We start from the raw sequence: 25235 nt of genomic DNA, 5'->3' as shown, positions 1-25235 counted from the left end.
CTTCTGCCATGGGCCACTCGGCCATACCGGTCCAGGACCGGCAGCAGGATTCGAACCTGCGAGGGGACAACCCGGAAGTATCCGCAGCCATCGCACCGGGCGCCGCGACGTCAGCTCCTCCCGAGTTCTGAGCGGCAGCGGTACATGAACCAGATTCACCGCACGCACTGGGCGCACTCCACCGAAGTAACCGCGGCCTGCGCACCGGGAGGACCGCCAGCGTAGGAAGTCCCACGACAGCCGCGCCAGTCATTTGTCAGCCTGGCCGTCTGCCCGCGGAATCCGACGGCCGGACAGCGGCGAGGCCCGGCGCCCCTGAGGGGGTGCCGGGCCTCGCCGAACAGCCGACCGAGAAACTACGGGACTTAGAGCCCCGCAGCCTTCCGCAGCGCGTCCACCCGGTCCGTCTTCTCCCAGGTGAACTCGGGCAGCTCACGGCCGAAGTGGCCGTAGGCGGCGGTCTGGGCGTAGATCGGCCGGAGCAGGTCCAGGTCGCGGATGATCGCGGCCGGGCGGAGGTCGAAGACCTCGGTGATGGCCGTCTCGATCTTCTCGGCGTCGACCTTGGCGGTGCCGAAGGTCTCGACGAAGAGGCCGACGGGCTCGGCCTTGCCGATCGCGTAGGCGACCTGGACCTCGCAGCGGGTGGCGAGGCCCGCGGCGACGACGTTCTTCGCGACCCAGCGCATGGCGTACGCGGCGGAGCGGTCGACCTTGGACGGGTCCTTGCCCGAGAAGGCGCCGCCACCGTGGCGGGCCATGCCGCCGTAGGTGTCGATGATGATCTTGCGGCCGGTGAGTCCGGCGTCGCCCATCGGGCCGCCGATCTCGAAGCGGCCGGTCGGGTTGACCAGCAGGCGGTAGCCCTCGGTCTCCAGCTTGATGCCGTCGTCGAGGAGGGCCTTCAGCTCCGGCTCGACCACGAACTCGCGGATGTCGGGGGCCAGGAGGGAGTCCAGGTCGATGTCCGACGCGTGCTGCGAGGAGACGACGACCGTGTCCAGACGGACCGCCTTGTCGCCGTCGTACTCGATGGTGACCTGGGTCTTGCCGTCCGGGCGCAGGTACGGGATGGTCCCGTTCTTGCGGACCTCGGAGAGGCGGCGCGAGAGACGGTGCGCGAGGTGGATCGGGAGCGGCATCAGCGCCGGCGTCTCGTCCGTCGCGTAGCCGAACATCAGGCCCTGGTCGCCCGCGCCCTGCTTGTCGAGCTCGTCCTCGTCACCCTCGACACGCTTCTCGTACGCCGTGTCGACGCCCTGTGCGATGTCGGGCGACTGCGAGCCGATGGACACCGAAACGCCGCAGGACGCGCCGTCGAAGCCCTTCTTCGAGGAGTCGTAACCGATCTCGAGGATCTTGTCGCGAACGAGCTGTGCGATCGGCGCGTACGCCTTGGTGGTGACCTCTCCGGCCACGTGCACCAGGCCGGTCGTGATCAGCGTCTCCACGGCGACCCGGGAATGCGGGTCCTCGCGCAGAAGCGCGTCGAGAATGGTGTCACTGATCTGGTCAGCGATCTTGTCGGGGTGACCCTCGGTCACAGACTCCGAGGTGAACAGGCGACGGGACACAACGCTCCCTGAGGTTGCAGCGGCTGCTGGCTGATCATTGGCGGACGGCCGGGGGCTGCGCCCGGCGTCGTCCGAGAACAGTTTATCGGTCGCGCTCTGCCGCGGGGCTACTGTCTCGCCTCTCGGAAGCGCTGTGACCTGCGGCACGGGCATTCTGCGACACGACGAACCTTCTGCGCCAGGCTCCCACACCCTGATCTGACGGGTTCGGCGGGTCTGTTGGAGCGAATGAGACATTCACCCGATGCGATGCACCACGAGATCCCACACGGTCTCGGCCAGGGCTTCCTTGGGCCCGTACGGCACTGGGGTCTCGCTGCCGTCGGCGCCGAGCACCACCGCCTCGTTCTCCTCGGAGCCGAAGGTCTTGCGTTCGCCGACCTCGTTCACCACGAGGAGGTCGCAGCCCTTGCGTTGAAGTTTCGTCCGGCCGTTGGCCAGTACGTCGTCCGTCTCGGCGGCGAAACCGACGATCACCTGGCCCGGGCGGGCGCGGTCCGCCGAGATCTCCGCGAGGATGTCCGGATTACGGACCAGAACGATCGGCTCCGGTTCCTGGCCGTCCTTCTTCTTGATCTTTCCGGCCGCGTATGCGGCGGGCCGGAAGTCCGCGACCGCCGCCGCCATCACCACGGCGTCGGCGTCCGGCGCCGCCTTGAGCACGGCCTCGCGCAGCTGCACGGCGGTCCCGACCTGTACGACGTCGACACCGGCCGGGTCCGGCATGCCGGTGTTCGCGGCGATCAGCGTGACCCGGGCGCCCCGGGCGGCGGCGGTGCGCGCGAGGGCGTACCCCTGCTTCCCGGAGGAGCGGTTGCCGAGGAAGCGGACGGGGTCGAGCGGCTCGCGTGTGCCGCCGGCGCTGACGACGACGTGGCGGCCGGCGAGGTCGGGCCCGGTGACGCCGCGCGCGAGCACCCTGCGGCAGACCTCGAAGATCTCCGACGGCTCGGGCAGCCGCCCCTTGCCCGTGTCCACACCGGTCAGGCGCCCCACCGCCGGGTCGATGACGACGGCGCCGCGGCGGCGCAGCGTCGCCACGTTCTCCTGGGTGGCCGGGTGCTCCCACATCTCGGTGTGCATGGCGGGGGCGAAGACGACGGGGCACCGGGCGGTGAGCAAGGTGTTCGTCAGCAGGTCGTCGGCGAGACCGTGGGCGGCCTTCGCGAGCATGTCCGCGGTGGCCGGGGCGACGACGACCAGGTCGGCGCCCTGCCCGATGCGGACGTGCGGGACCTCGTGGACGTCCGACCAGACCTCGGTGGACACGGGGTGACCGGAGAGCGCGGACCAGGTCGCGGCACCGACGAAGTGCAGCGCGGACTCCGTCGGTACGACGCGCACGTCGTGCCCGGACTCGGTCAGTCTCCGCAGCAGCTCACAGGCCTTGTACGCGGCGATGCCACCGCTAACCCCCAGCACGACCTTCGGCTTGTCCACGTCTCTCCCCGGAACTCGGAAAACGTACGCCCCCATCACACACCACAGGCCCGGCAGTCGCGCTGCCGGGCCTGTGGAAAAACGAACTGCAAGCCGAAAATACTACTGCGCCGGGCCCTCGACGGCCTCCGACGTCAGGAGACCCGCGTTGATCTCGCGCAGGGCGATCGAGAGCGGCTTCTCGTGGACGTGGGTGTCGACGAGCGGACCGACGTACTCAAGAAGGCCCTCACCGAGCTGCGAGTAGTACGCGTTGATCTGACGGGCCCGCTTGGCCGCGTAGATCACCAGGCTGTACTTCGAGTCGGTGGCTTCGAGGAGCTCGTCGATCGGAGGGTTGATGATGCCCTCGGGCGTGGAGATGGAAGAGGACACGCTCTGCCTTCCGAAAGGTGGAATGGGATCGAAAACGATCACACAACTTCCATCAAGGCTAGCAGCTCGCGCGCCACGTCCTCGACGGAGGTGTTGACCAGGGTGACGTCGAACTCCGGCTCGGCAGCCAGTTCGATCTTGGCGGCCTCCAGCCGGCGCTCGATCACCTCGGGCGGCTCGGTGCCCCGCCCGGTGAGTCTGCGCACGAGCTCCTCCCAGGAGGGAGGAGCCAGGAACACCAGCAGAGCGTCCGGCATGGACTCGCGGACCTGCCGCGCTCCCTGGAGATCGATCTCCAGGAGCACCCGCTCGCCCGACTCCAGCCGTTCGAGCACGGCCTTGCGCGGTGTCCCGTAGCGGTTGCCCGCGAACTCCGCCCATTCGAGCAGTTCGCCGTTGGCGATCAGCTTGTCCATCTCCTCGTCGCTGACGAAGAAATAGTGGACACCGTGCTTCTCCCCGGGGCGCGGCCTGCGGGTCGTCGCCGACACCGACAGCCAGACCTCGGGATGTTCCTTGCGCATATGGGCGACGACCGTGCTCTTGCCGACCCCGGAGGGGCCGGAGAGCACGGTCAGCCGCGGACGTACGTCCGGGGGTACGGGGGTCGTCCCCCGGGGTGTTGCAGCCATGCGGCGATTATCCAGGTTCTCAGGGGTGCCCGAGAACGTCAGGCAGCACCGCCGCCGAACTCGCGCTCAAGAGACGCGATCTGATTGGAGCCGAGACCGCGCACACGGCGGCTCTCGGAGATGCCAAGTCGCTCCATGATCTGCTTGGCGCGGACCTTGCCCACGCCAGGCAGGGACTCCAGGAGGGCGGAGACCTTCATCTTGCCGATGACGTCGTTCTCCTGGCCCTGCTTGATGACCTCGTGAAGGGAGGCGCCGGAGTGCTTGAGTCGATTCTTGACCTCGGCCCGCTCCCGGCGAGCCGCGGCGGCCTTTTCGAGCGCGGCTGCGCGCTGTTCAGGGGTAAGGGGCGGAAGAGCCACGCCTACGTCACCTCGGATGTCGAACTGTCGGATACGGACCGGTGAGGAACCTAGTCGCCCCACACCTGGGGAGCAACGAGCAACGCTCTTGCCCGTTCACTCTGCGTCGGAGACTAGCGGGCAAGTCCGCCGGAGTCAGCGAGAACAGCGGAAAAGTCCTGGTCAGCCTCTATCGAGTCCGACATTCCAGACAAAATGCCCCGGATTTGAGGATGTATTCAGACTCGGGACGCCTCAAGGACGCCCACGAAAAGCGCTAGGCAGCCGCCACGGCCGCCCTGATCTGCTCGGCGAAGAGGTCCGATGACGCGCGTAGCGAGCCGATGTCGGGACCGTGACGCAGAACACCCCGGCTGACGTTCGGGACCACCCGGTGCACCGCCGCGCCGAACACGCCGGGCAGATCGGCCGGCGTGGCCCCCTGGGCGCCGATTCCGGGCGCGAGGAGCGGGCCGTTGATGTCGAGGTCGTACGAGGACAGATCACCGAGCGTGGCGCCGACGACCGCCCCGAAAGAGCCCATCGGGGTCTGCCCCGCGTTCTCCTCGGCGAGATGGGCCAGCATGGTCGCGCCCACGTTCCGCAGGGCCGTGTCCTCGGGGCGTACCGCGTGCTGCACCTCGCCGCCCTCCGGGTTGGAGGTCAGCGCGAGCACGAACAGTCCCGATCCGCTCTCCCGCGCGAGGTCGACGGCCGGCTTCAGCGATCCGTAGCCGAGGTACGGCGACACGGTGAGCGCGTCCGAGAAGAGCGGCGAGCCCTTCTCCAGGAAGGCGGAGGCGTACGCCGCCATGGTCGAGCCGATGTCGCCGCGCTTGGCGTCCATGACGACCAGCGCACCGGCCGCCCGCGCCTCCTCGACCGACTTCTCCAGGACGGCGATGCCGCGCGACCCGAAGCGCTCGAAGAACGCGCTCTGGGGCTTGAGCACGGCCACCCGGTCGGCCAGCGCCTCGACGACGGTGCGGCTGAAGCGCTCAAGACCCGCGATGTCGTCGTTCAGACCCCAGTCGGCGAGCAGGGAGGCGTGCGGGTCGATCCCGACGCACAGCGGCCCGCGCTCGTCCATGGCACGGCGGAGCCGCGATCCGAAAGGCTCAGTCATACCGTCGTCTTCCTTACGTCGGCGCCGACCGCGTCGGCGAGGGTGGCGTACGGGCTGGTGCGCAGGCGGGCGGCGAGGCCCTTGTGGACGGCGCGGCCCCAGAAGGGGCCCTCGTAGACGAAGGCGCTGTAGCCCTGGACGAGCGTGGCGCCGGCGAGGATCCGCTGCCAGGCGTCCTCGGCGTTCTCGATCCCGCCGACGCCCACGAGGGTGATCCGGTCCCCCACGCGCGCGTAGAGGCGTCGCAGCACCTCCAGGGAGCGCGCCTTGAGCGGGGCACCCGAGAGTCCGCCGGTCTCCGCGACCAGGGTGGGTTCGGACTTCAAACCGAGCCCCTCGCGCGCGATGGTGGTGTTCGTGGCGATGATCCCGTCCAGGCCCAGCTCCACGGCGAGGTCCGCGACGGCGTCGACGTCCTCGTCGGCCAGGTCGGGCGCGATCTTCACCAGCAGCGGCACGCGGCGCGTGGTCACCGTCCGGTCGGCGGCCTCACGGACGGCGGTCAGCAGCGGCCGCAGCGACTCCGTGGCCTGGAGGTTGCGCAGCCCGGGCGTGTTCGGCGAGCTGACATTGACGACTAGGTAGTCGGCGTAAGCGGCCAGCCGTTCGGTGGACTTCACGTAGTCGGCGGCGGCCTCGGCCTCCGGAACCACCTTCGTCTTGCCGATGTTGACGCCCACGACGGTCCTGAAGACCGGCGTACGGGCCGCCAGGCGCCCCGCCACGGCCTCGGAGCCCTCGTTGTTGAACCCCATGCGGTTGATCAGCGCGCGGTCCGGCACAAGGCGGAACAGGCGCTTCCTGGGGTTGCCCGGCTGCGCCTCCCCCGTCACCGTGCCGATCTCGACGTGGTCGAAGCCGAGCATCGACATCCCGTCGATGGCGACCGCGTTCTTGTCGAAACCCGCCGCGAGCCCGAACGGCCCGTGCATCCGCAGCCCGAACGCCTCGGTCCGCAGCTCCTTGTACCGGGGCGCGAGCACGGCGGCGACGAAGGTCCGCAGAACGGGAACACGGACGGCGAGCCGGATCCAGCGGAAGGCGAGGTGGTGGGCCTGCTCGGGGTCCATGCGCTGGAACACGAGCCGGAAGAAAAGCTTGTACATGGTCGGTTTCCTAAAGAAGAGGCTGGCCCCGCATCCCCGCGCCCCAAAGGGGCGCGGGGAACTGCGCGACCAGCCACAGCGGACCCGCGGACGAAGCACCTGCGGCAAGCGGAGCGCCTAGCTACGGGCCGCAGTCAGATGCTCGGCGTGTTCCTGGAGCGAACGCACGCCCACGTCACCGCGGTTGAGCGCGTCGATGCCCTGGACGGCCGCGGCGAGCGCCTGGACGGTCGTCAGGCAGGGCACCGATCGGGCCACCGCCGCCGTACGGATGTCATAGCCGTCGAGGCGACCGCCGGTGCCGTACGGCGTGTTGACGATGAGGTCGACCTCGCCCTCGTGGATGAGCTGGACGATCGTCTTCTCGCCGTTCGGCCCCTCGCCCTCGGACTGCTTGCGCACAACCGTGGCGTTGATGCCGTTGCGCTTGAGCACCTCGGCCGTGCCGGACGTGGCGAGCAGCTCGAAGCCGTGGGCGACCAGTTCACGGGCTGGGAAGATCATCGAGCGCTTGTCGCGGTTGGCGACGGAGATGAACGCGCGGCCCTTGGTCGGCAGCGGACCGTACGCGCCCGCCTGGGACTTGGCGTACGCCGTGCCGAACACCGAGTCGATGCCCATGACCTCGCCGGTGGAGCGCATCTCCGGGCCGAGGATCGTGTCGACGCCGCGGCCGTGGATGTCGCGGAAGCGCGACCACGGCATGACGGCCTCCTTGACGGAGATCGGCGCGTCCAGCGGCAGTTCACCGCCGTCACCGACGGCCGGCAGCAGCCCCTCGGCGCGCAGTTCGGCGACGGTCGCGCCCAGCGAGATCCGGGCGGCGGCCTTCGCCAGCGGCACCGCTGTCGCCTTCGAGGTGAAGGGAACGGTGCGCGAGGCACGCGGGTTGGCTTCGAGGACGTACAGGATGTCGCCCGCCATCGCGAACTGGATGTTGATCAGTCCGCGCACGCCCACTCCGCGAGCGATGGCCTCCGTCGAGGTCCTGAGGCGCTTGATGTCGAAGCCGCCCAGCGTGATCGGCGGCAGGGCGCACGCCGAGTCGCCGGAGTGGATGCCGGCCTCCTCGATGTGCTCCATGACACCGCCGAGGTACAGCTCGTGGCCGTCGTACAGGGCGTCCACGTCGATCTCGATCGCGTCGTCCAGGAAGCGGTCGACCAGGACCGGCCGTGACGGGCTGATCTCGGTCGACTCCTCGATGTACGAGGCCAGCCGCGTCTCGTCGTACACGATCTCCATGCCGCGCCCGCCGAGGACGTACGACGGCCGGACGAGGACGGGGTAGCCGATCTCGTCGGCGATGGCCTTGGCCCCGGCGAAGGTCGTGGCGGTGCCGTGCTTCGGCGCGGGGAGACCGGCCTCCGCGAGGACCTGGCCGAAGGCGCCGCGGTCCTCGGCGGCGTGGATCGCCTCGGGCGGGGTGCCCACGACCGGCACGCCGTTGTCCTTGAGCGCCTGCGAGAGGCCCAGCGGGGTCTGTCCGCCGAGCTGGACGATGACGCCCGCGATCGGTCCGGCGAGCGTCTCCGCGTGGACGATCTCCAGCACGTCTTCGAGCGTGAGCGGCTCGAAGTACAGGCGGTCGGAGGTGTCGTAGTCCGTGGAGACGGTCTCGGGGTTGCAGTTGACCATCACGGTCTCGTAGCCCGCGTCGCTCAGCGCGAAGGAGGCATGGACGCAGGAGTAGTCGAACTCGATGCCCTGGCCGATGCGGTTCGGACCGGAGCCGAGGATGATCACCGCGGGCTTCTCGCGCGGAGCGACCTCCGTCTCCTCGTCGTACGAGGAGTAGAAGTACGGCGTCTTGGCCGCGAACTCGGCGGCGCAGGTGTCGACCGTCTTGTAGACCGGGCGTACGCCCAGCGCGTGCCGCACCTCGCGCACCACGTCCTCACGCAGGCCGCGGATCTCGCCGATCTGGACGTCGGAGAAGCCGTGGCGCTTGGCCTCGGCGAGCAGCTCCGGGTCCAGTTTGTCGGCGGCGGCCAGCTCGTCCGCGATCTCCTTGATCAGGAACAGCTGGTCCACGAACCACGGGTCGATCTTCGTGGCGTCGAAGACCTCCTCGGGCGTGGCGCCCGCGCGGATGGCCTGCATGACGGAGTTGATGCGCCCGTCGGTCGGCCGGACGGCCTCTTCCAGAAGAAGGGCCTTGTCACCGGGCTCGCCGACGAACGTGAACTGGCTGCCCTTCCGCTCCAGCGACCGCAGCGCCTTCTGCAGCGCCTCGGTGAAGTTGCGGCCGATCGCCATGGCCTCGCCGACCGACTTCATGGTCGTGGTCAGCGTGGAGTCGGCGGACGGGAACTTCTCGAAGGCGAACCGCGGCGCCTTGACGACCACGTAGTCGAGTGTGGGCTCGAAGGACGCCGGGGTCTTCTCCGTGATGTCGTTCGGGATCTCGTCGAGGGTGTAGCCGACGGCCAGCTTGGCGGCGATCTTGGCGATCGGGAAGCCGGTGGCCTTCGACGCGAGGGCCGAGGAGCGCGACACCCGCGGGTTCATCTCGATGACGATGATGCGGCCGTCGTCCGGGTTGACCGCGAACTGGATGTTGCAGCCGCCGGTGTCGACGCCGACCTCACGGATGATCGCGATCCCGATGTCGCGCAGGCGCTGGTACTCGCGGTCGGTCAGCGTCATCGAGGGCGCCACGGTGATCGAGTCGCCGGTGTGGACGCCCATCGGGTCGAAGTTCTCGATGGAGCAGACGACCACGACGTTGTCGTGCTTGTCGCGCATCAGCTCCAGCTCGTACTCCTTCCAGCCGAGGATGGACTCCTCCAGGAGCACCTCGGTGGTCGGCGAGAGCGTGAGGCCCTGGCCGGCGATCCGGCGCAGCTCCTCCTCGTCGTGCGCGAAGCCGGAGCCGGCGCCGCCCATGGTGAACGAGGGCCGGACGACGACGGGGTAGCCGCCGAGCGTCTCGACGCCCGCGAGCACGTCGTCCATGGAGTGGCAGATCACGGACCGGGCGGACTCGCCGTGCCCGATCTTCGCGCGGACGGCCTCGACGACACCCTTGAAGAGGTCGCGGTCCTCACCCTTGTTGATCGCCTCGACGTTGGCGCCGATCAGCTCGACACCGTACTTCTCCAGCACACCCTGCTCGTGCATGGAGATCGCGGTGTTGAGGGCGGTCTGCCCGCCGAGCGTCGGCAGCAGCGTGTCCGGCCGCTCCTTGGCGATGATCTTCTCGACGAACTCCGGGGTGATCGGCTCGACGTACGTGGCGTCGGCGATCTCCGGGTCGGTCATGATCGTCGCCGGGTTGGAGTTGACGAGGATGACCCGCAGGCCCTCGGCCTTGAGGACGCGGCAGGCCTGGGTGCCGGAGTAGTCGAACTCGGCGGCCTGGCCGATGACGATCGGGCCGGAGCCGATGACCAGGACGGACTGGATATCGGTGCGCTTAGGCACGCTGGCCCTCCATGAGCTCTACGAAGCGGTCGAACAGGTAGGCCGCGTCGTGCGGGCCCGCCGCCGCCTCGGGGTGGTACTGGACGCTGAAGGCCGGCTGGTCGAGCAGCTGCAGCCCCTCGACGACCTGGTCGTTCAGGCAGACGTGCGAGACCTCGGCACGCCCGTAGGGGGTCTCGGAGACCTTGTCGAGCGGCGCGTCGACGGCGAAGCCGTGGTTGTGCGCGGTGACCTCGACCTTGCCGGTCGTACGGTCCTGTACGGGCTGGTTGATGCCCCGGTGGCCGTACTTCAGCTTGTACGTGCCGAAGCCGAGGGCGCGTCCGAGGATCTGGTTGCCGAAGCAGATGCCGAACAGGGGCGTCTTCCGCTCCAGCACGGCACGCATCAGGGAGACCGGGTGCTCGGCCTTCTCCGGGTCACCGGGACCGTTGGAGAAGAACACGCCGTCCGGCTCGACCGCGTAGATGTCCTCGGCCGTCGCGGTGGCGGGCAGCACGTGCACCTCGATGCCGCGCTCGGCCATGCGGTGCGGGGTCATGCCCTTGATGCCGAGGTCCACGGCGGCGACGGTGTACTTCGCGGCACCGATCGGGACGGCTTCGCCGTCGGGGCCGATGGCCGGGACGACGTACGTCTCCTTGGTGGCCACTTCCTCGTAGAGGCTGGCGCCCTTCATCTCGGGGGCCTGGCGCACCTCGGCGAGCATGGTGCCGTCGTCGGGCAGCGCGTTGCCGGAGAAGATGCCGACGCGCATGGCGCCGCGCTCGCGCAGATGGCGGGTGAGCGCGCGGGTGTCGATCCCGCTGATGCCCACGACGCCCTGCCGCACGAGCTCCTCGTCGAGGGAGCGCCGGGAGCGCCAGTTGGAGGGCACGCGCGCGGGGTCCCGTACGACGTAACCGGCGACCCAGATGCGCTTCGACTCGGGGTCGTCGTCGTTGACGCCGGTGTTGCCGACGTGCGGGGCGGTCATCACGACGACCTGGCGGTGGTACGACGGGTCGGTGAGGGTCTCCTGGTAGCCGGTCATGCCGGTGGAGAACACCGCTTCGCCGAAGGTCACCCCCACGGCCCCGTAGGCGCGGCCGCGGAAGGTCCGGCCGTCCTCCAGGACGAGTACGGCGGGAGCCGCCTTTCGCCTCTGTGAGGCGGTTCCCTGGATGGAGGTCGTCATCGTGCGCCTTCCGTCTTGTCGCTCGTGTCGATCATGTTGTTCAGGGTGTCGACCCACTCGTTGTGCTCGGCCGCGTGGTCGGACCGGAAGCCGGAGTCGATCAGTCGGTCGCCGTGCTCCCAGGTGATGACGAGGAGCCCGCCCTCGGTGAGGACCTTGCCCGCGATGCCCTTGTCGAGCCGGGCCTCACGCAGTTGCGCGGCGGGCACGAAGAAGTCGGCCGCTCCGGGGCGTACGACATCGAGACCCTCGTCCGTCAGCGTGACCTCGGCCCGGCTGCGGGTGCCCAGGCCGTGCGCCACGATGCGGTCGAGCCACTGACCGGCGGTGGTGGAGCCGTGGTAGCGGCCGCTCATCGTCAGTCTCGCCTCGCCGGGCTCTTCCGGCGCGGTGTGCAGCTCGGGGAGGTCGCCCTGGAGCGCGCCGCGCCACTTCCAGCCCTCGCGCATCAGCCAGTAGACGAGCGCGATGAACAGGACCAGGCCGACGAGCCAGCCGATCCGGGCGGCCCAGTCGGTCACCTCCGCGGACTTCTGTTCCGCGGCGATGTCCGCTGTGATCTGCGCTGCAATGGGGGTGAGTGATGTCACGCGAGCTTCCCGTCGACGAGCGTGGCCCTGCCCCGCAGCCACGTGTGCGTGACACGGCCCGGCAGCTCACGACCCTCGTACGGAGTGTTGCGGCTGCGCGAAGCGAAGCCCGCGGGGTCCACGGCTCCACGGTATGCCGTGTCGACAAGGGTGAGGTTTGCGGGCTCGCCTGCCGAGACGGGACGGCCGTGGCCCTGCGCCCGGCCGATGCCGGCGGGCCTGAACGACATGCGGTCGGCGACGCCGGCCCAGTCGAGGAGCCCGGTCTCGACCATCGTCTGCTGGACGACGGACAGCGCGGTCTCCAGGCCCACCATGCCCATGGCGGCCGCGGCCCACTCGCAGTCCTTGTCCTCGTGCGGGTGCGGGGCGTGGTCGGTGGCGACGATGTCGATGGTGCCGTCGGCGAGCGCCTCGCGCAGGGCCATGACGTCGCGCTCGGTGCGCAGCGGCGGGTTGACCTTGTAGACGGGGTTGTACGAGCGCACCAGCTCGTCGGTGAGGAGGAGGTGGTGCGGGGTGACCTCGGCGGTGACGTCGATGCCGCGGGACTTGGCCCAGCGCACGATCTCGACGGACCCGGCGGTGGAGAGGTGGCAGATGTGCACGCGTGATCCGACGTGCTCGGCGAGCAGGACGTCCCGGGCGATGATCGACTCCTCGGCCACCGCGGGCCAGCCGCCAAGTCCCAGCTCGGCGGAGACGACGCCCTCGTTCATCTGGGCGCCCTCGGTGAGCCGGGGCTCCTGCGCGTGCTGGGCGACGACGCCGCCGAAGGCCTTCACGTATTCGAGGGCCCGCCGCATGATCACGGCGTCGTCGACGCACTTGCCGTCGTCGGAGAAGACCGTGACGCCCGCGGCCGACTCGTGCATCGCGCCCAGCTCGGCGAGCTTCTTGCCCTCAAGGCCGACCGTGACGGCGCCGATGGGCTGCACATCGCAGTAGCCGTGCTCCTGGCCCAGCCGGTAGACCTGCTCGACGACACCGGCGGTGTCCGCGACCGGGAAGGTGTTGGCCATGGCGAACACCGCGGTGTAGCCGCCGCTGGCCGCCGCGCGCGTACCGGTGAGGACGGTCTCGGAGTCCTCGCGGCCGGGCTCGCGCAGATGGGTGTGCAGGTCCACGAGCCCCGGCAGGAGCACCTTGCCTTCGGCCTCGACGACCTCGGCACCCTCGGACGACAGGCCGGGGCCCACCTCCGCGATCTCGGAACCGTCGATCAGGACGTCCTGCGGCTCGCCGCCGAGCACCTTCGCACCACGGATAAGGATCTTGCTCATGTGACTTACTTCTCCTCGGTACGGGTGTGGGTGACGGCGGGTTCGTTGCCGCCCAGAAGCAGGTAGAGCACGGCCATCCGGATCGAGACGCCGTTGGTGACCTGCTCGATGGCGGTGCAGCGCTCGGAGTCGGCGACCTCGGCGGTGATCTCCATGCCGCGGACCATCGGCCCGGGGTGCATCACGATGGCGTGCTCGGGCATCTTCGCCATCCGGTCCCCGTCGAGCCCGTAGCGCCGCGAGTACTCGCGCTCGGTGGGGAAGAACGCCGCGTTCATCCGCTCGCGCTGCACACGCAGCAGCATCACGGCGTCGGACTTGGAGAGCGTGCTGTCCAAGTCGTACGAGACCTCGCAGGGCCAGGACCCGACACCGACGGGCACCAGGGTCGGCGGGGCGACGAGGGTGACCTCGGCGCCGAGGGTGTGCAGCAGGTCGACGTTCGAGCGGGCGACCCGGCTGTGCAGGATGTCCCCGACGAGCGTGATCCGCTTGCCCGCCAGGTCCTGGCCGAGGCCCGCGTCCCTGCCGACGAGCCGTCGCCGCATGGTGAAGGCGTCGAGCAGGGCCTGCGTGGGGTGCTGGTGGGTGCCGTCGCCCGCGTTGATGACGGCGGCGTCGATCCAGCCGGAGGTCGCGAGCCGGTACGGGGCTCCGGAGGCGCCGTGCCGGATGACGACGGCGTCGACGCCCATGGCTTCGAGGGTCTGCGCGGTGTCCTTCAGTGACTCGCCCTTGGAGACGCTGGATCCCTTGGCGGTGAAGTTGATGACGTCCGCGGAGAGACGCTTCTCCGCGGCCTCGAACGAGATCCTCGTCCGGGTGGAGTCCTCGAAGAAGAGGTTGACGACGGTGCGGCCGCGCAGGGTCGGCAGTTTCTTGATCGGCCGGTCGGCGACCCGGGCCATCTCCTCGGCGGTGTCGAGGATCAGGACGGCGTCGTCGCGGGTGAGGTCGGCGGCCGAGATGAGATGACGCTGCATCTGTCAGGCTCCGTAAGGCAGTTCAGGTCGGGAAGCGGGGGCCCGGGAGGTGTTCCCTCGGAAGGGCACAGCCGGGCGGACGCGGGCGCGCCGAAGCGCACTCGGGGTCGTACGAGCGGACGCGGGCTGTGTGCCGCTACTGCTCGCCGGGCCGGGCGGTCCGCTTCACACCGAGCAGCACGGTGTCGCGACCGTCCTCCTCGGCGAGCTGGACCTTGACCGTCTCCCGCAACGACGTGGGGAGGTTCTTGCCGACGTAGTCGGCGCGGATCGGGAGTTCGCGGTGGCCTCTGTCGACGAGGACCGCGAGCTGTACCGCGCGGGGACGCCCTATGTCGTTCAGCGCGTCGAGGGCGGCCCGGATGGTGCGGCCGGAGAAGAGCACGTCGTCGACGAGGACGACGAGACGGCCGTCGATGCCGTCACCGGGGATGTCGGTACGGGCCAGCGCGCGCGGCGGATGCATGCGCAGGTCGTCGCGGTACATGGTGATGTCGAGGGAGCCGACCGGGATTTTGCGGTCGGTGATCTCTTCGAGCTTGGCGGCCAGCCGCTGGGCGAGGAAGACGCCCCTGGTCGGAATGCCGAGGAGCACCACGTCGTCGGCGCCCTTGGCGCGTTCGACGATCTCGTGGGCGATGCGGGTCAGCACCCGCGCGATGTCGGGGGCTTCCAGAACGGGCCGTGCGTCGGCCTCGTACTGCTGCTTGCCCTGCTCTGAGTCCATACGAAACGGACCTCCTTCTCCGCCTCACGGGACGGATCATTAAAGGACGTCGGAATTGCGCCATCCACGGTACCAGCCCGGCAACGCCCCTGATCACCCCCTTGGCACCAGCCGTACCGGCCCTCCACGGAAGGGTCGGTCCGGACCATTCGGCTTGACGAGGCAGAGTCACGCTGCGTAACCTCACAGTGAGTCACCAGCCGCGCGGCCGAGCCGCACGTCGACACAGTGCCGGGGAGCTATATGTCCAGCGAATACGCCAAACAGCTCGGGGCCAAGCTCCGCGCCATCCGCACCCAGCAGGGCCTTTCCCTCCACGGCGTCGAGGAGAAGTCCCAGGGCCGCTGGAAGGCGGTCGTGGTCGGTTCCTATGAGCGCGGCGACCGCGCCGTGACCGTGCAGCGTCTCGCCGAGCTGGCGGACTTCTACGGAGTGCCGGTGCAGGAGCTGCTGCCGGGCACCACTCCGGGCGGCGCCGCCGAGCCGCCGCCGAAACTGGTCCTGGACCTTGAGCGGCTGGCCCACGTGCCGGCCGAGAAGGCGGGCCCCCTGCAGCGCTACGCGGCGACGATCCAGTCCCAGCGCGGCGACTACAACGGCAAGGTGCTGTCGATCCGCCAGGACGACCTGCGCACGCTCGCCGTCATCTACGACCAGTCCCCGTCGGTCCTCACCGAGCAGCTGATCAGCTGGGGCGTCCTGGACGCCGACGCGCGCCGCGCGGTCTCCCACGAGGACGCCTGACCCGCACCAGCACTGAGAAGAAACGTGCCGCCGGGGTGGCCGGAACCAAACGGTTCCGGCCACCCCGGCGGCTTTCTGCGGGCCTCGGGGACACCGGAGGCACGGGAACGCCGGAGGGGCCCCAGCGATCTCGCTGGGGCCCCTCCGGCGTTCTTCAGGGGCGCGGGGAACTGCGCGACAAGCCCAGGACGGCCTGCACGCTACAACGAAACGCGCGCTCCCCTCACGTTCAAACTTCGTCGCGCCGAAGCGACGACTTGAGCTCCTTGAACCGGCCGAGCAGCCCGTTCACAAACGCGGGCGACTCATCCGTGGAGAACTCCTTGGCGAGCTGCACGGCCTCGTCGAGCACCACGGCATCCGGGGTCTCGTCGACCCAGATCAACTCATAGGCGCCAAGACGCAGGATGTTCCGGTCGACGACCGGCATCCTGTCGAGCGTCCAGCTCACCGCGTACTGCGAGATCAGCTCGTCGATGCGCTTCGCGTACTTCGCGTAGCCCTCGACGAGCTGCATGGTGTACTCGCTCACCGGCGGCTGCCGGGTGTCGGTCCGGGAGTGCCGGATCCAGTCACCCAGGACCGTCTGGACGTCCACGCCGCGCTGGTCACCCTCGAAGAGGATCTGGAAGGCGCGCTTGCGGGCCGTGTTGCGGGCAGCCACGGTTAGCTGTTCACCCGGCCGAGGTAGTCGCTCGAACGGGTGTCGACCTTGATCTTCTCACCGGTGGTGATGAAGAGCGGGACCTGGATCTGGTAGCCGGTCTCCAGGGTGGCGGGCTTGGTGCCGCCGGTGGAACGGTCGCCCTGGACGCCGGGCTCGGTCTCCTGGATGACCAGCTCGACGGCGGCCGGCAGCTCGACGAAGAGCACCTCGCCCTCGTGCTGGGCGACGGTGGCGGTGAAGCCCTCGATCAGGAAGTTGGCGGCGTCGCCGACGGCCTTGCGGTCGACCATGAGCTGGTCGTAGGTCTCCATGTCCATGAAGACGAAGTACTCGCCGTCCATGTAGGAGAACTGCATGTCACGCTTGTCGACAGTGGCCGTCTCGACCTTGACGCCGGCGTTGAACGTCTTGTCGACGACCTTGCCGGAAAGCACGTTCTTCAGCTTGGTGCGCACGAAGGCCGGGCCCTTGCCGGGCTTGACGTGCTGGAACTCGACGACGGACCAGAGCTGGCCGCCTTCGAGCTTGAGCACCAGGCCGTTCTTGAGGTCGTTCGTGGAAGCCACGGTTGCGGAATCTCCTGGACTGACGTGGACGACCCCGGAACACGCGCACAGCGGGAAGCTAGAGCGCGAGCAGCTCCTTGGTCGTGATGGTGAGTAGCTCGGGTCCGCCGTCCGCCTCGGGGCGCACGACGAGCGTGTCATCGATCCGGACACCGCCCCGGCCCGGGATGTGGACCCCCGGTTCGACGGTGACCGGCACGCAAGCGTCCAGTTTACCCATGGCCGCGGGGGCCAGCTGCGGGTCCTCGTCGATTTCGAGCCCCACACCGTGTCCGGTCAGCGGAGGAAGGCCGTCCGCATAGCCCGCGGAATCGAGAACCTGGCGGGCCGCACGGTCCACGTCACGGTAGGCGGCGCCGGGCACGAGGGCCTCGCGGCCGGCCCGCTGGGATGCGAAGACGAGGTCGTACAGCTCGATCTGCCAGTCGGCGGGCGAGGTCCCGATGACGAAGGTGCGGCCGATCTCGCAGCGGTAGCCGCGGTAGGTGGCGCCGAGGCAGACGGAGAGAAAATCTCCTTCCTCGACCCGGCGGTCGGAGGGCCGGTGGCCGCGGCGCCCGGAGTTCGGGCCCGTGCCGACCGAGGTCGTGAAGGCCGGTCCGTCGGCGCCGTGGTCGACCAGCCGGCGTTCGAGTTCCAGGGCGAGATGGCGTTCGGTACGGCCGACGAGGATGGACTCCAGCAGCTCGCTCAGCGCCTGATCGACGATCTCCGCGCCGATGCGCAGACAGGAGATCTCCTCCTCGTCCTTGATCACACGCAGCTGCTCGACGGCCGCGCCGAGGTCGCCGAGGCGGAGCCGGGGCGCCACCGAGCCGATCGCCCGGTGCCGGGTCACGGTCAGGTGGTGCTCCTCGACGGCGAGGGAGTCGGCGCCCTGGGCCGCGGCGAGGTCCGCCGCGGCGACGGCGGGGTCGCCTCCGGGACTCGGCAGCGTGTGCACCCGGAGGGCCTCGTCCGGCCTGCCCTCGTCGAGCGGGCTTTCCGGCGGACCGCCGTACACGAGGAGGTCCTCGGTCTTCCCCAGCAGGAGAACGGCGCCGCGGGGGGCCACGCCCGCGAGGTAGCGGACGTTGGCGGGGCGGGAGATCAGCGCGGTGGCGCTGCCGCTTGCCGTGCAGCGCTCTCTCAGCCGGTCGCGGCGGGCCGCGTACGCCTCTGACATGACCCGAGCGTATGAGCTCCGCGGGGTTGGCGCCGGTTGGGGGAGGCCGAGTGGGGGGTGACCGTTGTGTGCCGGGTGCGGGTGAGTGGGGGCTGGTCGCGCAGTTCCCCGCGCCCCTTGACTGAGCTGGGGGCAGCCCCCACATAAGAGTTCGCTACGAAAAGTGCTCTACCACTGCGGCGGGCTTGCGATTGATCTTGCCAGGACGTCGTCCAGGACTCGGGCCGTTTGGGGGACGTCGAGTTGGGAGTTGTCGATGATCGGGAGGCCCGAGCCGTACCAGCCCGCCATGCGGCCGTGGATGCGGGCGACCTCCTCGTCGGTGAGGCGGCGGTTTCCGGAGCGCTCGGCGTTGCGCTCCAGGACTATCTCCAGGCCCGGCAGGAGGACGACCGGCAGCAGGCCGGGACCGACGTGCCGCTTCCAGCCGCCGAGGCCGACGACGGGCCGGTCGGGGAAGACCGCGTCGTCGAGGATGCAGGAGATGTTGTTGGCCAGGAAGTTGCGGGCCGCGAAGCCGCAGGTGCGGCGGGCGAGACGATACTGCGCCTCCGAGTGGTCGTTCCACCCCGACTGCGGATCCGCGAAACCCGAGCGCACCCATTCGCGTACGTCGTCCAGGCTGATGTGCGCCGTGGGCACCCTGCGGTGGTCGGCCCAGTACTTGGCGACGCTCGTCTTGCCGGCGCCCGCAGGTCCGATGAGCAGGACGGCGAGGGTGGTGGACGTCGGATCGGGCGTGCCCGCGGCGGGCGGCGCGCTCGGCATGGGGACGGGGCCGCCCGGCGGCAGCTGTACGTGGCCCGTGGTGTCCGGTGTCGGCGGGGCGTGGTGCGGGACCGCGTGATGCGGGGCGGGCGCGTGGCCCGGCGGACGGGGGGCGGCGGGCCCGGTGGGCGCTCCGGCGAAGCCAGGGGGCGGGCCCGCGGGGCCCTGGGGCGCAGGCGCGGAGCCCGGGTGGGCGCCCGGGTGGTGCGGTCCCGGGTGTTGTGCGGCCGGCGACCAGCCGGCGGCCGGTCCGTGCCCCGGCTGGTGGGGCGGCGGCAGCGGAGACCCCACTGCGTGCTGCATCCGGTGCCACTCCGTCTCGTGTCTTTGGCTCACTCGCCGCAGGCAATTTGGCGCTGGGAGCGGGGCACCCGCCCCACTCCCTACCGAACGGTACCGTCCCCGGCCGCCGTTTGGTGAACGGCGGGGGACGGTCCGAAGTGCCCCTCCGCACAAGGCAAATCAGACCAAGTTTCGCCCGAGGGGGCTATTCGCCCACTTCGCCGTAGGCGGCGAGGAGCACCGCCGGGTCTGGGCCCTCCAGGACGGTGGGCTTGCCCAGGCCGTCGAGGACGATGAAGCGGAGGAGGTTGCCGCGGGACTTCTTGTCGACCTTCATGGTCTCCAGGAGTTTGGGCCACTGGTCGTAGCGGTAGCTCAGCGGCAGCCCGACCGACTCCAGAATCGTGCGGTGCCGGTCCGCGGTCGCGTCGTCGAGGCGCCCCGCGAGTCGGCCCAGCTCGGCCGCGAAGTGCATGCCCACCGCGACCGCCGCGCCGTGCCGCCATTCGTAGCGCTCGTTCTTCTCGATGGCGTGGGCGAGGGTGTGCCCGTAGTTGAGGATCTCGCGCAGCCCGGACTCCTTCAGGTCGGACGAGACGACCTCGGCCTTGACCTTGATGGAGCGCTCGATGAGCTCGGCGGTGTGCGGCCCGGCGGGGGTGCGGGCGCCCTGCGGATCGGCCTCGATGAGTTCGAGGATCGTCGGGTCGGCGATGAAGCCGGCCTTGATGATCTCGGCGAGCCCGGACACGAAGTCGTGGACCGGCAGCGATTCGAGGGCGGCCAGGTCGCACAGCACACCGGCGGGCGGGTGGAAGGCGCCGACGAGGTTCTTGCCCTCGGCGGTGTTGATGCCGGTCTTGCCGCCGACCGCCGCGTCCACCATGCCGAGCACGGTGGTCGGGATGGCGATCCAGCGCACTCCGCGCAGCCAGGTCGCCGCCACGAACCCGGCGAGGTCGGTGGTCGCCCCGCCGCCCACGCCGACGATCACGTCGGTGCGGGTGAAGCCGGACTGTCCGAGCGCCTTCCAGCAGTACGCGGCGACCTCGGCGGTCTTGGCCTCCTCCGCGTTGGGCACCTGGATGGCGACGGCGTCGAAGCCCTGCCCGGCCAGGTCGGCCCGCAGCGCCTCGCCGGTCTCGGCGAGCGCCTCGGGGTGGATCACCGCGACCCGCTTGGCCCGCTCCCCGACCAACGTGCCCAGCTCGCCGAGGAGCTGGCGGCCGACCAGGACCTCGTACGGCTCGCTGCCCGCCGTGCCGCCGACGTGGATCCGCGTCACTGCCTCGCTCATGCTTCCTTCAACTCCAGTGCGTCGAGGACCGCCTGGGCGACCTCTTCGGGGGTGCGGCCGTCGGTGGCCACCACGGCGGTCGCGACCTCGGTGTAGAGGTGGCGGCGGGCGTCCATCAGCTCGCGCCACTGCCGGCGCGGGTTGACGGCGAGCAGCGGCCGTGCCGTGTTCAGGCCCGTGCGCTTGACCGCTTCCTCGACGTCCATCGAGAGGTACACGACGGGCTGTCCGGCCAGCAGCGCCCGGGTGTCCGCGTCGAGGATCGAGCCGCCGCCGAGTGCCAGTACTCCGTCGTACCCGGCCAGAGCCCGCTGTACCGCCTGCTTCTCGATCGCACGGAAGGCGGGCTCGCCCTCGTCGACGAAGATGTCCGCGATGGTGCGGCCCTGCTCGGCCACGATGTCGCCGTCGGTGTCCCGGTAGGCGCAGCCGAGCCGCTCCGCGACCAGCTCGCCCACCGTGGACTTGCCGACCCCCATGGGGCCGACCAGGATCACGCGCGGAGCGCTCACCGCACGACCAGGTTCTGCAGGTACGACTGGACGTTGCGCCGCGTCTCGGGCACGGAGTCGCCGCCGAACTTCTCCGCCACCGCGTCCGCGAGGACCAGCGCCACCATCGCCTCGGCGACGATGCCCGCGGCCGGGACCGCGCACACGTCCGAGCGCTGGTGGTGCGCCTTGGTCGCCTCACCGGTCGCCACGTCGATGGTGGCCAGCGCGCGCGGCACGGTCGCGATGGGCTTCATGGCGGCCCGTACGCGCAGGAGTTCGCCGGTCGTCAGGCCGCCCTCGGTGCCGCCGGAGCGCCCGGAGGTCCGCTTGATGCCCTCGTCGGTCCGCACGATCTCGTCGTGCGCCTTGGAGCCCGGCATCCGCGCCAGGTCGAAGCCGTCGCCGACCTCGACACCCTTGATGGCCTGGATGCCCATGAGCGCGGCCGCGAGCCGGGCGTCGAGCCGACGGTCCCAGTGCACGTGCGAGCCGAGGCCCACCGGCACGTCGTACGCGAGGACCTCGACCACGCCACCGAGCGTGTCGCCGTCCTTGTGGGCCTGGTCGATCTCCGCGACCATCGCCTTCGAGGCGTCCGCGTCGAGGCAGCGCACCGGGTCGGCGTCGAGCCTCTCCACATCGTCGGGGGTCGGGTAGACGCCGTACGGCGCCTTCGCGGCGGCCAGCTCGACGACGTGCGAGACGACCTCGATGCCCGCCGTCTCCTTCAGGTATGAACGCGCCACCGCGCCGAGCGCGACCCGGGCCGCCGTCTCACGTGCCGAGGCACGCTCCAGGATCGGCCGGGCCTCGTCGAAGCCGTACTTCTGCATACCGGCGAGGTCCGCGTGACCGGGCCGGGGCCGGGTCAGCGGGGCGTTGCGGGCCAGTTCGGCGAGGATCTGCGGGTCGACGGGGTCGGCCGCCATCACCTGCTCCCACTTGGGCCACTCGGTGTTGCCCACCATGATCGCGACCGGGGAGCCCAGCGTGAGGCCGTGCCGTACGCCGCCCAGGAAGGTGATCTCGTCGCGCTCGAACTTCATGCGCGCGCCGCGTCCATATCCGAGGCGCCGCCTGGCCAGGTGGTCCGCCACCATCTCCGTGGTGATCGGCACGCCGGCGGGAAGTCCCTCCAGCGTCGCGACAAGTGCGGGACCGTGGGACTCCCCCGCGGTCAGCCAGCGCAACCTGCTCAACGGTGCTCCTCATGCTCGCGCCCTGGTACTGCGTACTGCCTTTGCGTACGCGCGTCCTCGCGTACTGCGACGGCGTGACCGGGTGCGCGGCCCTGGCCCGCCAGTGACGATCCTCCCACGTCCGCGCCGCCCGCCCCGCCGCAGGTCCATCAGGCGGGACGGCAACGTGGTCAGGTCGTGGCGTCGTCCTGGCGGGCCTGGGGTGCGTAGGCACCGAGGTAGTCGGCGCCGCGGCCCTGCCCATACTGCGCCGCCGCGTGGACGGGCTGCCCCGTGCGCAGCGCCCGTCGGTGGGCGAGCTTGCGCTTCAGCTTGTAGGCCCAGGTCGCGAGTACGACGGCCACCACGAGACAGAGCACGGCCATCTGCACCCAGTCCGGCAGAAAGCGCAGCACTACATCGAAGATCTCCGACTTCCACGACGCCAGCGTCACACGCATGGATAAGCCCCCCGGCTCCCCCGAGTTCCGCCCCCTGCGGAACCGAAGGCCGAATCGTATAGGCCGGTCCTACCTGCTCGCGAGCGCCTTCTCGCCCGCTGTCCGCATGGCGTCCAGCGGGGCGGGCACACGTCCGGTCATCTGCTCGACCTGGAGCACCGCCTGGTGCACCAGCAGGTCGAGGCCGCTGACGACGGCTCCTCCGTACGCCGACCAGCGCGCGGCCAGCGCGGTGGGCCACGGGTCGTACAGCACGTCGAAGAGCGTGGCGGGCCGCTCGGGGACCGCGGAGGAGAGGACATCGGTGGTACCCGCCGGGGTGGTGGCGATGACGAGCGGCGCGCGCAGGGCATGCTCCGCGTCCGCCCAATCCTCCGTACGCACCTCTACGTCGAGCCGCTCGCCCCACTGCCGCATCTCGGCGGCGCGTGCCTCGCTGCGCACGTATGCGACGACCTCGCCCGTGCAGATCCGCGCGAGGGCGGCCAGTGCGGAGGAGGCGGTGGCGCCCGCGCCGAGGATCGCCGCGGAGTCCACCTGCTCGATCCCCCGCTCACGCAGGGCGGCGACCATCCCGGGGACGTCGGTGTTGTCGCCGAGGCGCCGCCCGTCCTCGGTGAACACCACCGTGTTCACCGCCTCGACGGCGGACGCGGTCTCGCTGATCTCGTCGAGCAGTGGAATGACCGCCCGCTTCAGCGGCATCGTCAGCGACAGCCCGGCCCATTCGGGACCGAGTTTCCCGACGAATCCCGGCAGCGCCGCCTCGTCGACCTCGAAACGGTCGTACGACCAGTCATCGAGGCCCAGTTCTTCGTAGGCGGCCCGGTGCAGCACAGGAGAAAGGGAATGGGCGATCGGGGAACCGAGTACGGCGGCTCGACACCTCCGGTCTCCGTCAGTCCTTGTTGCGCCGTTCATTGAATTCCTTAACCAGTTTCTCGTGCTCGCTCAAGGTCTTCGTGAAGTCCGTCTTCTTCCCGTCGATGGAGATGAAGAACATCCACGCACCGCCGTCCGGACTCACCGACGCCTTCAGCGCGTCGGCACCCGGATTTCCGATCGGCCCGGGCGGAAGACCCTTGTAGAAGTACGTGTTGTACGGGTCGTCGTAGTTGCGGATCTCGCTCGTCGCAATGTCGATCTTGCTCTGACCCTTGAGGTAGTTGTACGTCGAGTCGAATTCGAGCTTCTGGTTGGTGACGGTGTTCGTCGACTTCAGGCGGTTGTAGACGACGGCGGCCATCTTCTTGAAGTCGTCGTGCGTGATTCCTTCGGCCTGGACGAGGCTCGCGACCGTGACGACCTGCAACGGGTCGTTCAGGTTGAGTTCCTTGGCCTTCTTCTCCAGGTCGTACTTGGCGTACTCCCGCTTGGCCTGCGACACCATTTCCTTCAGGACCGCCTCGGGCTTCATTCCCTTGGCCACTGAGTAAGTCGCCGGGTAGAGGAATCCTTCCAGCGGGTCCTTGATGTCGCTGTCGTTGTTCGCCCAGTCCGGAAGTCCGAGGCTCTTGTACTTCTCCTCGGCGACGTCCGCGGTGGTGCCCTTGGAAAGCCCCAGCCGTTTGTCGATCTCCGCGTAGACCGTGACGTTCCGCTGGCCTTCCTTGACTACCAGGCCGTTCTGGCTCTTGGGGTCGAGCATCAGCGCGACAGCGCTTTCGGCGGACATCTCCTTCTTGAGCAGATAGGAGCCCGCCTGAATCTTGGCGCCGTCCGGATTCTTCCCCTGGGCCGACACGAAGGCGTCCACGCTCTTGACGACGCCCGCCGCCTTCAGCTTCTGGCCGATCACCGATCCGAAGGCGCCCTTGGGAATCACGACGGTCACCTGGGCGCTCGTACCGTCGCCCGCGTAGTCCGGCGCCGAGCCGAAACGATCCTGGTAGAACTGGTAGCCGAAATAGCCGCCACCGCCGACCACTCCGGTGAGGGCGAGCGCCACGACCAGACAGGCACAGCCGCCCCGGCTCTTCTTCTCGCCTTTGTTCTTGTTGCCCTTGTCGCCTTTTCCGGCCTTGCCGCGCCGACGGCCCTTGGCGTCCTCATCGAGGTCGTCGTCATCGTCGTCATTGCCGCCCGCGAAGAACGCGTGCTCGCCCTGGTCGGGACCCGGGTCCCAGTCGGTCTGCGGCGGCTCCGGCTCGACTCCGCGGCGGCTCGGCGGCTCCGGCGGCGGATAGGCGTCGGGAGTCCCGTAGTAGTCGGGCTGCTGACCACCGTACGCGGCGGCCTGGCCGCCGTAGGGGTCGTTCGGATCGACGCCGTACGCGACCTGCGGCTGCTGCTGGTTCTGCTGGTGCTGGTTCTGCTGGTGCTGTTGCGGGTGCTGCTGGCCCGTGTTGTCCCAGCCACCGTTGTACTGCTGGCCGTTGCCGTACTGCTGACCGTTGTTGAACTGCTGGCCGTCGCCGTACTGCTGACCGCCGTTGTACTGCTGGCCGCCCTGGTCGTGGTACCCCTGCCCGCCCTGGCCGTTGCTGTACTGCTGCGGAGCCTGACCGCCGTACTGCTGGTCCTGGACGTACTGCTGCTGGTGACCCTGGGAGTAGTACTGCTGCTGGCCCTGGTCGTAGCCGGCCTGCTGGGCGGCTCCCCAGTCGCCGTACTGCTGCTGCGGTTGCTGCGGCTCCTGCGGGTGCTGCTGCGGCTGGCCGCCGTAGGGGGACTGGGCCGCGTTGGCCTCCTGTCCTCCCCATCCGCCGTCCCCGTACAACGGGTCCTCCGGATGCCACGGTTCGGAGCCTGGGCCCCGGCCATACTCAGTCATCGATCCCCTAGAGCCGCGAGGCGGCGGTCGCGGTGGCTGTGGCTCGGCTCCCGTCCGCCT

The 25235-nt window shown here is 69.7% G+C and carries 24 protein-coding genes; 1 reads left to right on the top strand and 23 read right to left on the bottom strand.

What is annotated here, in order from left to right:
* Window positions 1–365: 365 nt before the first annotated feature.
* The 13 genes from metK to pyrR all read right to left on the bottom strand — a co-directional run bounded on the left by metK (window position 366) and on the right by pyrR (window position 14780).
* The gene (metK, locus tag ACFWXQ_RS15200) at window positions 366–1574 is read right to left on the bottom strand and encodes a methionine adenosyltransferase (RefSeq protein ID WP_307526658.1); all 1209 of its coding nucleotides are present in this window, start codon (window positions 1572–1574) and stop codon (window positions 366–368) included.
* Between the two features lie 237 nt (window positions 1575–1811).
* On the bottom strand, window positions 1812–3014 hold the full coding sequence (gene coaBC, locus ACFWXQ_RS15195; protein ID WP_384082653.1) for a bifunctional phosphopantothenoylcysteine decarboxylase/phosphopantothenate--cysteine ligase CoaBC: 1203 nt from the start codon (window positions 3012–3014) through the stop codon (window positions 1812–1814).
* 102 nt (window positions 3015–3116) lie between these two features.
* Window positions 3117–3389, bottom strand: a complete 273-nt coding sequence (gene rpoZ, locus ACFWXQ_RS15190) for a DNA-directed RNA polymerase subunit omega (RefSeq protein ID WP_006382157.1) — start codon at window positions 3387–3389, stop codon at window positions 3117–3119.
* Between the two features lie 38 nt (window positions 3390–3427).
* Window positions 3428–4021, bottom strand: a complete 594-nt coding sequence (gene gmk, locus ACFWXQ_RS15185) for a guanylate kinase (protein ID WP_383936904.1) — start codon at window positions 4019–4021, stop codon at window positions 3428–3430.
* A gap of 38 nt (window positions 4022–4059) precedes the next feature.
* On the bottom strand, window positions 4060–4383 hold the full coding sequence (locus ACFWXQ_RS15180) for an integration host factor (protein ID WP_005319887.1): 324 nt from the start codon (window positions 4381–4383) through the stop codon (window positions 4060–4062).
* A 256-nt stretch (window positions 4384–4639) separates the two neighbouring features.
* On the bottom strand, window positions 4640–5488 hold the full coding sequence (gene pyrF, locus ACFWXQ_RS15175; protein WP_383936905.1) for an orotidine-5'-phosphate decarboxylase: 849 nt from the start codon (window positions 5486–5488) through the stop codon (window positions 4640–4642).
* Entirely contained in the window at window positions 5485–6594 is a 1110-nt protein-coding gene (locus ACFWXQ_RS15170; RefSeq protein WP_383936908.1) for a quinone-dependent dihydroorotate dehydrogenase, read from the bottom strand. Before ACFWXQ_RS15170 ends, pyrF begins: the two co-directional genes overlap by 4 nt.
* 117 nt (window positions 6595–6711) lie before the next feature.
* Complete coding sequence (gene carB, locus ACFWXQ_RS15165) at window positions 6712–10020, bottom strand: carbamoyl-phosphate synthase large subunit (RefSeq protein WP_383936910.1); 3309 nt, start codon at window positions 10018–10020, stop codon at window positions 6712–6714.
* The gene (carA, locus tag ACFWXQ_RS15160) at window positions 10013–11197 is read right to left on the bottom strand and encodes a glutamine-hydrolyzing carbamoyl-phosphate synthase small subunit (protein ID WP_383936911.1); all 1185 of its coding nucleotides are present in this window, start codon (window positions 11195–11197) and stop codon (window positions 10013–10015) included. Before carA ends, carB begins: the two co-directional genes overlap by 8 nt.
* Window positions 11194–11787: a hypothetical protein gene (locus tag ACFWXQ_RS15155; RefSeq protein WP_383936913.1), complete on the bottom strand. Its 594-nt coding sequence runs from the start codon at window positions 11785–11787 to the stop codon at window positions 11194–11196. The genes carA and ACFWXQ_RS15155 overlap by 4 nt, the downstream gene beginning before the upstream one ends.
* Complete coding sequence (locus ACFWXQ_RS15150; protein WP_383936915.1) at window positions 11784–13070, bottom strand: dihydroorotase; 1287 nt, start codon at window positions 13068–13070, stop codon at window positions 11784–11786. The genes ACFWXQ_RS15155 and ACFWXQ_RS15150 overlap by 4 nt, the downstream gene beginning before the upstream one ends.
* Window positions 13071–13075: 5 nt before the next feature.
* Window positions 13076–14053: an aspartate carbamoyltransferase catalytic subunit gene (locus ACFWXQ_RS15145; RefSeq protein ID WP_361058219.1), complete on the bottom strand. Its 978-nt coding sequence runs from the start codon at window positions 14051–14053 to the stop codon at window positions 13076–13078.
* A gap of 136 nt (window positions 14054–14189) precedes the next feature.
* Complete coding sequence (gene pyrR, locus ACFWXQ_RS15140) at window positions 14190–14780, bottom strand: bifunctional pyr operon transcriptional regulator/uracil phosphoribosyltransferase PyrR (protein WP_383936917.1); 591 nt, start codon at window positions 14778–14780, stop codon at window positions 14190–14192.
* Window positions 14781–15023: 243 nt separating this feature from the next.
* On the opposite strand from pyrR, the gene bldD reads away from it, so the two are divergent.
* Complete coding sequence (gene bldD, locus ACFWXQ_RS15135) at window positions 15024–15524, top strand: transcriptional regulator BldD (RefSeq protein ID WP_027751102.1); 501 nt, start codon at window positions 15024–15026, stop codon at window positions 15522–15524.
* 229 nt (window positions 15525–15753) lie between these two features.
* On the opposite strand, the gene nusB is transcribed toward bldD, so the two are convergent.
* The 10 genes from nusB to mltG all read right to left on the bottom strand — a co-directional run bounded on the left by nusB (window position 15754) and on the right by mltG (window position 25175).
* Entirely contained in the window at window positions 15754–16188 is a 435-nt protein-coding gene (nusB, locus tag ACFWXQ_RS15130; RefSeq protein WP_143635383.1) for a transcription antitermination factor NusB, read from the bottom strand.
* A gap of 2 nt (window positions 16189–16190) precedes the next feature.
* Window positions 16191–16757, bottom strand: a complete 567-nt coding sequence (gene efp, locus ACFWXQ_RS15125; RefSeq protein WP_055613844.1) for an elongation factor P — start codon at window positions 16755–16757, stop codon at window positions 16191–16193.
* 58 nt (window positions 16758–16815) lie between these two features.
* Window positions 16816–17922, bottom strand: a complete 1107-nt coding sequence (locus ACFWXQ_RS15120) for an aminopeptidase P family protein (protein WP_383951262.1) — start codon at window positions 17920–17922, stop codon at window positions 16816–16818.
* 168 nt (window positions 17923–18090) lie between these two features.
* Window positions 18091–18993 (bottom strand): Pro-rich N-terminal domain-containing protein, encoded by a 903-nt coding sequence (locus ACFWXQ_RS15115; protein WP_383951264.1) that lies wholly within the window; start codon window positions 18991–18993, stop codon window positions 18091–18093.
* Window positions 18994–19177: 184 nt separating this feature from the next.
* Entirely contained in the window at window positions 19178–20269 is a 1092-nt protein-coding gene (gene aroB / locus ACFWXQ_RS15110) for a 3-dehydroquinate synthase (protein ID WP_383951267.1), read from the bottom strand.
* Window positions 20266–20748, bottom strand: a complete 483-nt coding sequence (locus ACFWXQ_RS15105) for a shikimate kinase (RefSeq protein ID WP_383951297.1) — start codon at window positions 20746–20748, stop codon at window positions 20266–20268. Before ACFWXQ_RS15105 ends, aroB begins: the two co-directional genes overlap by 4 nt.
* Window positions 20749–20777: 29 nt before the next feature.
* The gene (gene aroC / locus ACFWXQ_RS15100; protein WP_383951270.1) at window positions 20778–21962 is read right to left on the bottom strand and encodes a chorismate synthase; all 1185 of its coding nucleotides are present in this window, start codon (window positions 21960–21962) and stop codon (window positions 20778–20780) included.
* A gap of 170 nt (window positions 21963–22132) precedes the next feature.
* Entirely contained in the window at window positions 22133–22402 is a 270-nt protein-coding gene (locus ACFWXQ_RS15095) for a hypothetical protein (protein ID WP_383951273.1), read from the bottom strand.
* 69 nt (window positions 22403–22471) lie between these two features.
* Window positions 22472–23323 carry a shikimate dehydrogenase gene (locus ACFWXQ_RS15090; protein WP_383951276.1) on the bottom strand — a complete coding sequence of 284 codons (852 nt, stop codon included), beginning with the start codon at window positions 23321–23323 and terminating at the stop codon, window positions 22472–22474.
* On the bottom strand, window positions 23301–25175 hold the full coding sequence (gene mltG, locus ACFWXQ_RS15085) for an endolytic transglycosylase MltG (RefSeq protein ID WP_383951279.1): 1875 nt from the start codon (window positions 25173–25175) through the stop codon (window positions 23301–23303). Before mltG ends, ACFWXQ_RS15090 begins: the two co-directional genes overlap by 23 nt.
* Window positions 25176–25235 lie beyond the last annotated feature (60 nt).

Origin of the sequence: Streptomyces sp. NPDC058697, assembly GCF_042715345.1 — a bacterium.
Taxonomy (GTDB): domain Bacteria; phylum Actinomycetota; class Actinomycetes; order Streptomycetales; family Streptomycetaceae; genus Streptomyces; species Streptomyces liliifuscus.
Note: the sequence above shows the minus strand (reverse complement) of the source record. Positions and strands in the feature narration are given on the sequence as shown.

Coding starts and splice junctions, on each gene's coding strand:
- gmk (WP_383936904.1), bottom strand. CDS start 4,021: ATGGCTGCAACACCCCGGGGGACGACCCCCGTACCCCCGGACGTACGT.
- pyrF (WP_383936905.1), bottom strand. CDS start 5,488: ATGACTGAGCCTTTCGGATCGCGGCTCCGCCGTGCCATGGACGAGCGC.
- ACFWXQ_RS15170 (WP_383936908.1), bottom strand. CDS start 6,594: ATGTACAAGCTTTTCTTCCGGCTCGTGTTCCAGCGCATGGACCCCGAG.
- carA (WP_383936911.1), bottom strand. CDS start 11,197: ATGACGACCTCCATCCAGGGAACCGCCTCACAGAGGCGAAAGGCGGCT.
- ACFWXQ_RS15150 (WP_383936915.1), bottom strand. CDS start 13,070: ATGAGCAAGATCCTTATCCGTGGTGCGAAGGTGCTCGGCGGCGAGCCG.
- ACFWXQ_RS15145 (WP_361058219.1), bottom strand. CDS start 14,053: ATGCAGCGTCATCTCATCTCGGCCGCCGACCTCACCCGCGACGACGCC.
- pyrR (WP_383936917.1), bottom strand. CDS start 14,780: ATGGACTCAGAGCAGGGCAAGCAGCAGTACGAGGCCGACGCACGGCCC.
- bldD (WP_027751102.1), top strand. CDS start 15,024: ATGTCCAGCGAATACGCCAAACAGCTCGGGGCCAAGCTCCGCGCCATC.
- ACFWXQ_RS15120 (WP_383951262.1), bottom strand. CDS start 17,922: ATGTCAGAGGCGTACGCGGCCCGCCGCGACCGGCTGAGAGAGCGCTGC.
- ACFWXQ_RS15115 (WP_383951264.1), bottom strand. CDS start 18,993: ATGCAGCACGCAGTGGGGTCTCCGCTGCCGCCGCCCCACCAGCCGGGG.
- aroB (WP_383951267.1), bottom strand. CDS start 20,269: ATGAGCGAGGCAGTGACGCGGATCCACGTCGGCGGCACGGCGGGCAGC.
- ACFWXQ_RS15105 (WP_383951297.1), bottom strand. CDS start 20,748: ATGGGGGTCGGCAAGTCCACGGTGGGCGAGCTGGTCGCGGAGCGGCTC.
- ACFWXQ_RS15095 (WP_383951273.1), bottom strand. CDS start 22,402: ATGCGTGTGACGCTGGCGTCGTGGAAGTCGGAGATCTTCGATGTAGTG.
- ACFWXQ_RS15090 (WP_383951276.1), bottom strand. CDS start 23,323: ATGAACGGCGCAACAAGGACTGACGGAGACCGGAGGTGTCGAGCCGCC.
- mltG (WP_383951279.1), bottom strand. CDS start 25,175: ATGACTGAGTATGGCCGGGGCCCAGGCTCCGAACCGTGGCATCCGGAG.